We start from the raw sequence: 10,443 nt of genomic DNA, 5'->3' as shown, positions 1-10,443 counted from the left end.
AGGAAGCTGGCCAGGGCCTGGGTCGGGTCGGCGCTGCGCGCATCGATGGCCAGGCTCGGCAGCGTCTGATGGCCGAATTCGATGGCGTGGGCATTGGACTCACGTACCAGCTCGATACGTTCGTGCTGCTTGATCAGGCCCAGCAGCTCATTGACCGGCACGAAGGCGCGGTGCGGTGGCAGCAGCGGGCGTGTCGGGTCGACGCCCAGATTGGCGTAGCGGGTGGTGATGGCGTCCCAGTGGCTCTCGGCTGCCTCGCGCACGCCGGGCAGCATGGCGATGCGCAGCTCGTCGCCCATATGATCAAAGAGCGTCGCGGTCTCGTCGAAGAACAGCGGCAGGTACTGCTCGAGCCCCGGCGAGGGAATGCCCTTGATGGCGTCGTTGTAGAGAATGCACTGGCGCGGGTCGACATCGAACAGCGTCTCGAAGCCCTCGCGGAAGCAGGCGATGGCGCCGCGCGTCAGCGGGTATTCATGCGCGGGCAGAATCTCGATCGCCTCGACCTTGTCGCCACTGCGCTGGGTGTCAGGGTCGAAGGCACGCAGGGTGTCGATCTCGTCATCGAACAGGTCGATGCGCAGCGGTTGCTCGCTGCCCATGGGGAACAGGTCGATCAATGCGCCGCGCAGGGCGTATTCGCCCGGCTCGTAGACCGTCTCCACCGCGCGGTAACCGGCTCGCGACAGGCGTGAGCGGAAGTCCTCGCGATTGAGGATGTCGCCCTTGGCGAGACTGAAGACCTGGCCTGCGATGTAATCCACCGGCGCGAGGCGCTGCATCAGGGTGTTGACCGGCACCGGCACGATGGCGCGGCGGCTGGTCTGCAGGGTACGCAGGGTGCGCAGACGCTCCGAGACGATGTCCTGGTGCGGCGAGAAGCTGTCGTAGGGCAGCGTTTCCCAATCGGGGAAGGGCAGCAGGCGCTCGGGATGGCGCGTATAGAAGCGCAGGTCGGCTTCCAGGCGCTGGGCGCTGGCGGTGTCCGGGGTGATGACCATCAGCGGCGCTTCATCGGCATCGGCCAGGCGCGCCAGCGCCAGCGCCGCGGCGCTAGGGTCATTGAGCATCCAGAAGGTGGTTTCGCGGCGCGAGCGCGGCAACGGGGGCGTCAGCGGAGTCTCGAACATGGGCTCTGGTGTCTTGTGTCCTGGGCTTGGGCGCAACGCCTTGCGGCGTTCACGGCACGGGATGACGTCACGGGCAGGGCCCGAGTGAATAAGGTGCTGGGTCAGTCGCTCACGATGAGCGGCCCACGCATGCAGATGACGCTGAGCGACTCATGGGCGCAAGGCAGTCTCTCGGGTGCACGGCACATTGGTGAGCGCGCGGCACATTCAATAGCGCGCAGAATACTCATGAGCGCGACAAGGCAGACGCGATGCCTTGGCTTGCCAGGCGCGCTTCAACGCAAGCTGTCGCAGCGCAAGGGGCTGCAACGTCAGTCGCCGCCATGAAAGGAGTCGCGCTTGATCATAGCAAGTCAGTCGCTATATGGGGGCAAGTGATGTGCTTTTCAGCACCGTGGACACAGATGGCCGAGCGCGGGATGGGGGAAACGCTTTTGTAGTCAAATCGTTGATTCTGTAGCACTACTACCCTGCGTGCGACCATCCTTTCATTGTGGTGCATAGCCGCGTTACGCATACTCAGCTGGCCTTGTCCGGCGTCGCCAAGCGCTCGGTGACGACCATCATTATTTGCCCGCACGTGAGAGGATGCACCCGTGAGCCAAGAGAATCTCGAAGCCTGTTTCAAGCAGTGGCAGGACAATGAAGCCCTCGCGGAGCAGATGATCCCGCTGTTGGGAGATCTCTACCGCCGCTTCAACGTCGTGCCCTCCATCTACGGGCGTTCGCTGATCAATCGCTCGATGGTGCGCATCCTCAAGAACCACCGTTGGGTGCGCAAGGCCGAAGGCGTCGAGCTGTCAGTGGAAGATACCTTCCCGCTGGTGCGCGCGATGATCGAGCTCAACCTGGGCCCGGCCCACGTCGATATCGGCAAGCTGGCGGTCGCCTTCAAGCGCTCTGACGAGACGGACATCACCGCCTTCCTCAAGCGTGAGCTGGCCGACATCGTCGGTGGCTACGTCGAAGGCGGCATGGGCGGCGACCCGAAGGATGTCGTCCTGTATGGCTTCGGGCGTATCGGTCGCCTGTTGGCGCGCATCATGATCGAGAAAGCTGGCGGCGGTAACCTGCTGCGTCTGCGCGCCATCGTGGTGCGTGGCAGCAAGGATGACCTGGAAAAGCGGGCCAGCCTGCTGCGTCGCGACTCGGTGCACGGTCCCTTCGAGGGCAGCATCACCGTCGATGAAGAAAACTCGGCGCTGATCGTCAACGGCAACTACATCAAGATCATCTACGCCAATTCGCCCACCGAGATCGATTACACCGCGCACGGCATCGACAACGCCATCGTGGTCGACAACACCGGCAAGTGGCGTGACGAAGCGGGCCTGGGTCAGCACCTGGAGTGCAAGGGCGTGGCCAAGGTGCTGCTGACGGCGCCGGGCAAGGGCGATCTCAAGAACATCGTCTACGGCGTCAACCACACCGACATCAGCGATGATGACCGCATCATCTCCGCGGCCTCCTGTACCACCAACGCCATCGTGCCGGTGCTGAAGGTGCTGCACGACGAGTACGGTGTCAGCCAGGGTCACGTCGAGACAGTGCACTCCTATACCAACGACCAGAACCTGATCGACAACTTCCACAGTGGTGACCGTCGTGGCCGTGCCGCGGCCCTCAACATGGTGTTGACCGAGACCGGTGCCGCCAAGGCCGTCGCCAAGGCACTGCCGGAGCTTTCCGGCAAGCTGACCGGCAACGCGATCCGCGTGCCGACGCCCAATGTCTCGATGGCGATCCTCAACCTGACGCTGAACACCGCAAGCGACGCCGAGCGCATGAACGACTTCCTGCGCACCGCCTCGCTGCATTCCTCGCTGCAGAAGCAGATCGACTACGTCGATTCCTGTGAAGTGGTGTCCTCGGACTTCGTCGGCAACCGCCATTCCGGCATCGTCGATGGCCAGGCGACCATCGTCACCGACAAGCAGGCCGTCGTGTACGTGTGGTACGACAACGAGTTCGGTTACAGCTGTCAGGTGGTGCGTATTCTGCAGCACATGTCCAACGTGCGTTTCAGCTACTTCCCTACGCGCTGAGTCAATGCGCCGCGTCTGTGGCGTGACTTGCGAAAAATTGAAATAAATACCTGCTGTTACAACGCCCCCGCCCTCAATGATGGCGGGGGCGTTGGCGTTTTCGGCGTGTGCACCACTTTAGTGTCGTATGGTCTTTCCGGCCTCGCATCTTTATAATGAGCCGGATTTTTTTGGGCCGGTCCAATCTCTGGGCTACACCTCCAACCGTCTGATAAGAAAAGCATTCACATTGCCTGATACGCGAAAATCGCGAGGTTGCCTGGTCAATTATCGGCCTCGAGGCGTATCTACGATGGGTGATCTTTCCTGAACAACATCAGATCCGACAATTGGGCGAGTCTATGATCGAAGTCAAACGTGGCCTGGATCTCCCCATCGCCGGGGCGCCGGAGCAGCGTATCGAGGATGCGCAGCCCGTTCGTCGCGTAGCGATCCTGGGTGTTGACTACGTCGGCATGAAGCCGACGATGGAAGTCCGCGAAGGGGACAAGGTGAAGCAGGGGCAACTCCTGTTCACCGACAAGAAGACCCCGGGCGTCCGTTACACCGCGCCTGCTGCCGGTACTGTGGTCGAGATCAATCGTGGCGAGAAGCGCAAGCTTCTGTCCGTGGTCATCGAGATCGACGCGCAGGGCGAAGCTGTGGAATTCACTGCACATGGCGACGCCGCCATTGCAGGTCTCGAACGTCAGGTCGTGGTCGACCAGCTGGTCGAGTCCGGCCTGTGGACGGCGCTGCGTACCCGCCCGTTCTCGCGCGTGCCGGCGCTGGATGCCAAGCCGGCAGCCATCTTCGTCACCGCCATCGATACCCACCCACTGTCCGCGGATCCGGCCGTGGTGCTCAAGGGTCAGGAAGCCGCTTTCCGTCAGGGTCTCGTCGCACTGACGCGTCTGACCGAAGGCAAGGTGTTCCTGTGCCAGGCACCGGGTGCTGATATCCCGGGTGGCGACGTCTCCGGTGTGGTCAGCGAGTCCTTCAAGGGCCCGCACCCGGCGGGTCTGCCGGGCACGCACATCCATCACCTCGCACCGGTCAGCCTGCAGCGTCAGGTCTGGCATGTCGGTTATCAGGATGTGGTCGCCATCGGTACGCTGCTGGCGGAAGGTCGCCTGGATACCACGCGCGTCATCGCCGTCGGTGGCCCGCGTGCCACCAAGCCGCGTCTGCTGCGCACCCGTCTGGGCGCCAGCACCGAAGAGCTGCTCAAGGGCGAAGTCGAGCAGCCGGAAGACACGCGTGTCATCTCCGGTTCGGTGTTCTCCGGCCTGACCTGTGAAGGGGCGCTGCGTTTCGTCAGCCGCTACCACAATCAGGTGAGCCTGCTCGAGGAAGGCAACAAGCGTGCCTTCATGGGCTGGCTGTCGATGGGCGCCAAGCGTCACTCGGTGCTGGGTATCTACCTGTCGAAGCTGACCGGTCTGACCGACTACCGCCCGAACACCTCCACCAACGGCTCCGAGCGTGCCATGGTGCCGGTGGGCGCGTACGAGGCGGTCATGCCGCTGGACATTCTGCCGACGCAGCTGCTGCGTTCGCTGATCGTGGGTGATATCGAGACCGGCATGCAGCTTGGCTGCCTGGAGCTTGATGAAGAGGACCTCGCGCTGTGCACCTACGTGTGCCCGGGCAAGTACGAGTACGGTCCCATCCTGCGTGACAACCTCACCACGATCGAGAAAGAGGTCTGATGATGGGCATTCGACAGACTCTGGATAACCTGGAGCCGCACTTCCACAAAGGTGGCAAGTACGAGAAGTTCTACGCGCTCTACGAAGCCGTGGACACCATTTTCTATGCGCCGGCGAGCGTCACGCGCAGCACCACTCACGTGCGTGATGGCATCGACCTGAAGCGCATCATGATCACGGTCTGGATGTGTACCTTCCCGGCCATGTTCTTCGGCATGTACAACGCCGGTCTGCAGGCCAACGAGGCCATCGCTGGCGGTTACAGCGCACTGGGCGGCTGGCGTGAAGCCATCGTCATGCTGCTGGCGGGTAGCCACGATGCCGGCAGCGTGTGGGCCAACTTCATCCTGGGGGCCACCTACTTCCTGCCCATCTATCTGGTGACCTTCGCGGTCGGCGGGTTCTGGGAAGTGCTGTTCGCGATGCGTCGCGGCCACGAGGTCAACGAAGGCTTCTTCGTCACCTCGGTGCTGTTCGCCCTGACACTGCCGGCGACCATTCCGCTGTGGCAGGTCGCGCTCGGTATCACCTTCGGTGTGGTGATCGGCAAGGAAGTCTTCGGCGGTACCGGCAAGAACTTCCTCAACCCGGCACTGTCCGGCCGTGCCTTCCTGTACTTCGCCTACCCGGCCAGCATTTCCGGCGACGCGGTATGGGTACCGGCAGACGGCTTCACCGGTGCGACCGCGCTCTCCACTGCCGCGCAGGATGGCATGGGTGCCCTGATGCAGCAGATGAGCTGGACCGATGCCTTCCTCGGCTTCATTCCGGGCTCGGTGGGTGAGGTCTCCACACTGGCGATCTTCCTCGGTGCCGCAGTGCTGCTGTGGACGCGTATCGCCTCGTGGCGAATCATGCTGGGCGTCCTGCTGGGCATGATCGCGACCTCGGCGCTGTTCAATGCCATCGGCAGCGACACCAATGCCATGTTCGAGATGCCGTGGTACTGGCACATGGTCATCGGCGGCTTCGCCTTCGGCATGGTCTTCATGGCCACCGATCCGGTCTCCGCGTCCATGACCAACAAGGGCAAGCTGGTATTCGGTGCACTGATCGGCGTGATGACCGTGCTGATCCGTGTCGCCAACCCGGCCTTCCCGGAGGGCATCATGCTGGCGATCCTGTTCGCCAACCTGTTCGCTCCGCTGATCGACCACTTCGTCGTGCAGGCCAACATCAAGCGCCGCGTCAAGCGCGAGACTGCCGGCATCGCGAACGAGGAGACCGTCTGACATGGCCAGCAACAACTCCATCAAGAAAACCCTCGGCGTCGCGCTCGGGCTGTGCATCGTCTGCTCGGTGGTCGTTTCCACCGCGGCGGTCGTGCTGCGTCCGATGCAGCTGACCAATGCCGAGCTGGACCGCAAGAGCAACATCCTCGCGGTCGCCGAGCTGCTGCAACCGGGTGAGGACATCGGTCAGCAGTTCCGTGACAAGGTCACCGCCAAGGTGGTGGACCTGGATTCCGGTGAATACGTCGATGACATCGACCCGGAGAAGTACGACCAGGCCAAGATGTCCAAGGACCCGGCCACCTCACGCACCCTGTCTGGCGACGAAGACCTGCCGGGCATCAAGCGTCGTGAGCAGTACTCCGTGGTCTACCTGGTCGGCGATGTCGAGCAGCCGGACGAGATCATCGTCCCGGTGCGCGGCAACGGCCTGTGGTCAATGATGTACGGCTATCTGGCACTGAAGGGTGACGGCAACACCGTGGTCGGTCTCTCCTTCTACCAGCAGGGCGAAACTCCGGGGCTTGGCGGCGAAGTCGACAACCCGAAGTGGAAGGCCCAGTGGGATGGCAAGAAGATCTATCCCGAAGGCAGCATGGACCCGGAAGTGCACCTGAAGAAGGGCGGCGTGAATCCGTCTTCTCCGGATGCCAAGTACCAGGTCGATGCGCTGTCAGGGGCTACCCTGACCAGCAACGGCGTGACCAACCTGTTGCAGTTCTGGATGGGTGAGAATGGCTTCGCCAAGTACCTGACCCAGTTCCGTGACGTCAAAGGAGCGTAATGATGGCAGCCGAAACTCCTAAAGGTGTCCTGACGACGCCGATCTTCAAGAACAACCCCATCGCGCTGCAGATCCTCGGTATCTGCTCCGCGCTGGCGGTGACCAACTCGATGAACACCGCCCTGATCATGGGTATCGCGGTGTGCCTGGTGACAGCGTTCTCCAGCATGTTCATCTCGTTGATCCGCAATCACATCCCGTCGTCCATCCGCATCATCGTGCAGATGACGATCATTGCCTCGCTGGTCATCGTGGTCGACCAGTCGCTGAAGGCCTTCGCCTTCGAGACATCCAAGCAGCTGTCGGTCTTCGTCGGTCTGATCATCACCAACTGCATCGTGATGGGTCGCGCTGAAGCCTACGCCATGCAGAATGGCCCGACGATGAGCTTCATCGACGGTATCGGCAACGGTCTCGGCTACACCGTGATCCTGCTGGTGGTCGGCTTCGTGCGTGAGCTGTTCGGTTCCGGCTCCCTGTTCGGCGTGACCATCCTGCAGACCGTCAACGACGGTGGCTGGTACATCCCGAACGGCCTGATGCTGCTGCCGCCGTCCGCGTTCTTCGTCATCGGTCTGTTCATCTGGGTGCTGCGCAGCATCTACCCGGAGCAGGTCGAGAAGGCGGAGTACAAGATTACCGCCAACACCAAGATCAAGGAGGCTGTGTAACATGTTCGAACACTATCTGAGCCTGTTCATCAAGGCCGTGTTCGTCGAGAACATGGCACTGGCCTTCTTCCTGGGCATGTGTACCTTCCTGGCGGTGTCCAAGAAGATCCAGTCCGCGATCGGTCTGGGCGTGGCCGTCATCGTCGTGCTGGCGGTGACCGTCCCGGTCAACAACCTGATCCTGAACTACCTGCTGCGTGAAGGCGCGCTGACCTGGACGGGTCTGGAAGGGGCGGAGAGCATCGACCTGTCCTTCCTGGGCTACCTGTCCTACATCGGCGTCATCGCGGCGATCGTCCAGATCCTCGAGATGTTCCTCGACAAGTTCGTGCCGGCGCTCTACAACGCGCTGGGCGTGTTCCTGCCGCTGATCACGGTCAACTGCGCCATCCTCGGTGCGGCCCTGTTCATGGTGCAGCGTGACTACACCTTCGGTGAGTCCGTCATCTATGGCGTGGGTGCCGGTTTCGGTTGGGCACTGGCCATCGCTGCACTGGCCGGTATCCGCGAGAAGCTCAAGTACTCTGACGTGCCGGCTGGCCTGCAGGGTCTGGGCATCACCTTCATCACCGTTGGCCTGATGTCGCTGGGCTTCATGTCCTTCTCCGGCGTCCAGCTGTAACGCAACCGAGCATAAGGAAATCGAAATGGTAGATACCTCCATCATCGTGCTCGGCGTCGTCATGTTCACCGTGGTCGTTATCGGCCTGGTGCTCGTGATTCTCGCGGCACGCAGCAAGCTGGTCTCGAGTGGTGACGTCCAGATCGAGATCAACAACGACCCCGCCAACACCCTGACGACCCAGGCCGGCGGCAAGCTGCTGCAGACCCTGGCCGCCAACGGCATCTTCCTGTCCTCCGCCTGTGGTGGCGGTGGCTCCTGTGCCCAGTGCAAGTGCCGGATCTCGGAAGGCGGCGGTTCCATCCTGCCGACCGAAGAATCCCACTTCACCATGGGTGAGAAGAAGGAAGGCTGGCGCCTGTCGTGCCAGGTCCCGGTCAAGCAGGACATGAAGATCGAAGTGCCGGAAGAGATCTTCGGCGTGAAGAAGTGGGAAACCACCGTCACCGCCAACCCGAACGTCGCGACCTTCATCAAGGAGCTGAACCTGCAGCTGCCGGAAGGCGAGGAAGTCAACTTCCGCGCCGGTGGTTACGTGCAGCTGGAAGCGCCGGCCTACGACATCAAGTTCTCCGACTTCGACATCGAAGAGGAGTATCGTGGTGACTGGGAGAAGTTCGGTCTGTTCAACGTTCAGCACAAGAACGAAGAGCCGGTCATCCGCGCTTACTCCATGGCGAACTATCCGGAAGAGTACGGCATCCTGAAGTTCAACATCCGTATCGCCACTCCGCCGCCGAATTCCCAGCATCCGCCGGGTCTGATGTCCACCTACGTCTTCTCGCTGAAGCCGGGTGACAAGGTGACCGTGATGGGGCCGTTCGGTGAGTTCTTCGCCAAGGACACCGACGCCGAGATGGTCTTCATCGGTGGTGGTGCCGGCATGGCGCCGATGCGCAGCCATATCTTCGATCAGCTCAAGCGTCTGAATTCCAAGCGCAAGATGTCGTTCTGGTACGGTGCGCGCTCCATGCGCGAGTCGTTCTACAACGAGGAATACGACAAGCTGGCCGAAGAGAACGAGAACTTCGAATGGCACCTGGCGCTGTCCGATCCGCAGCCTGAGGACAACTGGGAAGGCCCGACGGGCTTCATCCACAATGTCCTGTACGAAAACTACCTCAAGGACCACCCGGCGCCTGAGGATTGCGAGTACTACATGTGCGGGCCGCCCATGATGAACGCCGCCGTCGTCAAGATGCTCACCGACATGGGTGTAGAGCCGGAGAACATCCTGCTCGATGACTTCGGTGGTTGATCGATGATGTCACGCGTCGCAAGACGACTGGCAGGGCCGGCCCTCATGGGGCTGGCCCTGCTGGTTGCAGGCTGTGAAAATTCCAGCAACCCTGAGTTGCATCGCTTCGCCGGCCCCATCTTCGGCACCGGGTTCCATGTCACGGTGGCTGCGGACCTGGACGCCGATGCGGTGACGTCGCTCAAGCAGGCGAGTCTCGAGGCGCTCGACAAGGTCGACTGGCAGATGTCGACCTACAAGGACGCCTCGGAGCTCTCGAAGCTGAATCAGGCGCCGCTGGATACGCCGATCACGCTGTCGGATGGCCTGGCGCAGGTGCTGGCCGAGTCGCAGGATATCGGCAAGCGCTCCGACGGGGCCTTCGATATCACCGTCGGTCCGGCCGTCAATCTGTGGGGCTTCGGCCCGGATGAGCGTCTCGACAAGGCGCCGAGCGATGAACAGATCGCGCAGGCGCTCGAGAAGGTCGATCATCTGGCGCTGGAGCTCGATGGCAATACGGTGATCAAGCGCAAGCCGGTGTATGCCGACCTGTCGGGGATCGCCAAGGGCTATGGGGTGGACAGAGTCGCCGATGTGCTCGAGGCCAATGGCATCGAGAACTATCTGGTCGAAGTCGGTGGCGAGATCCGCGTCAAGGGTGAGAAGCCCGGCCACAAGCCGTGGCGGATCGCCATCGAAGCGCCGAAGTCCTTCGAGCGCTCGGTGCAGCGGATCATCGATCCCGGCAATGCCGCGGTTGCCACCTCCGGTGATTACCGCAACTATTTCGAGCAGGACGGCGTACGTTACTCGCACACGATCGATCCACGTACCGGTCGACCGATCCAGCACAGTCTGGCCTCGGTCACCGTGATCACGCCGGATTGCGCGAGTGCGGACGCCTGGGCCACGGCACTCAACGTGCTGGGCGCCGAGAAGGCAATGACGATCGCAATTCGCGAGAACATTGCCGCCTATTTCATTGTCAAAACGGATGATGGCTTCAAACAGTCCTGGAGTCCGGCATT

8 protein-coding genes and 1 pseudogene are annotated in these 10,443 nt (G+C 61.9%); 8 read left to right on the top strand and 1 reads right to left on the bottom strand.

Features of this window, described 5'->3' with window-relative positions:
- A pseudogene (locus AC4FAH_RS04310) lies at nt 1-1,130 on the bottom strand (transcription-repair coupling factor); the annotation flags it as partial.
- Nucleotides 1,131-1,726: 596 nt separating this feature from the next.
- Between AC4FAH_RS04310 and AC4FAH_RS04305 the strand changes: the two are divergent.
- From AC4FAH_RS04305 to AC4FAH_RS04270, 8 genes are all read left to right on the top strand, one after another.
- Complete coding sequence (locus AC4FAH_RS04305) at nt 1,727-3,175, top strand: glyceraldehyde-3-phosphate dehydrogenase (protein ID WP_043331922.1); 1,449 nt, start codon at nt 1,727-1,729, stop codon at nt 3,173-3,175.
- Nucleotides 3,176-3,516: 341 nt separating this feature from the next.
- The gene (locus tag AC4FAH_RS04300) at nt 3,517-4,866 is read left to right on the top strand and encodes a Na(+)-translocating NADH-quinone reductase subunit A (protein ID WP_054555019.1); all 1,350 of its coding nucleotides are present in this window, start codon (nt 3,517-3,519) and stop codon (nt 4,864-4,866) included.
- Nucleotides 4,866-6,098 carry an NADH:ubiquinone reductase (Na(+)-transporting) subunit B gene (locus AC4FAH_RS04295; protein WP_043331920.1) on the top strand — a complete coding sequence of 411 codons (1,233 nt, stop codon included), beginning with the start codon at nt 4,866-4,868 and terminating at the stop codon, nt 6,096-6,098. The genes AC4FAH_RS04300 and AC4FAH_RS04295 overlap by 1 nt, the downstream gene beginning before the upstream one ends.
- 1 nt (nt 6,099) lies before the next feature.
- A complete protein-coding gene (locus AC4FAH_RS04290; RefSeq protein WP_153635247.1) occupies nt 6,100-6,882 on the top strand; it encodes a Na(+)-translocating NADH-quinone reductase subunit C in 783 nt (260 codons plus the stop codon).
- Between the two features lie 2 nt (nt 6,883-6,884).
- Nucleotides 6,885-7,553 (top strand): NADH:ubiquinone reductase (Na(+)-transporting) subunit D, encoded by a 669-nt coding sequence (locus tag AC4FAH_RS04285; RefSeq protein ID WP_043331917.1) that lies wholly within the window; start codon nt 6,885-6,887, stop codon nt 7,551-7,553.
- Nucleotide 7,554: 1 nt separating this feature from the next.
- A complete protein-coding gene (nqrE, locus tag AC4FAH_RS04280) occupies nt 7,555-8,175 on the top strand; it encodes an NADH:ubiquinone reductase (Na(+)-transporting) subunit E (RefSeq protein ID WP_043331916.1) in 621 nt (206 codons plus the stop codon).
- A gap of 25 nt (nt 8,176-8,200) precedes the next feature.
- On the top strand, nt 8,201-9,433 hold the full coding sequence (gene nqrF, locus AC4FAH_RS04275) for an NADH:ubiquinone reductase (Na(+)-transporting) subunit F (RefSeq protein WP_043331915.1): 1,233 nt from the start codon (nt 8,201-8,203) through the stop codon (nt 9,431-9,433).
- Between the two features lie 45 nt (nt 9,434-9,478).
- Nucleotides 9,479-10,443, top strand: a 965-nt coding sequence (locus tag AC4FAH_RS04270; RefSeq protein ID WP_490245686.1) for an FAD:protein FMN transferase, incomplete at its 3' end; no start/stop codon positions are given.

The sequence above is a fragment of the Cobetia sp. genome (assembly GCF_983723665.1).
The sequence above is the reverse complement of the archived record's forward strand: the minus strand, read 5'-3'. Positions and strand labels throughout refer to the sequence as shown.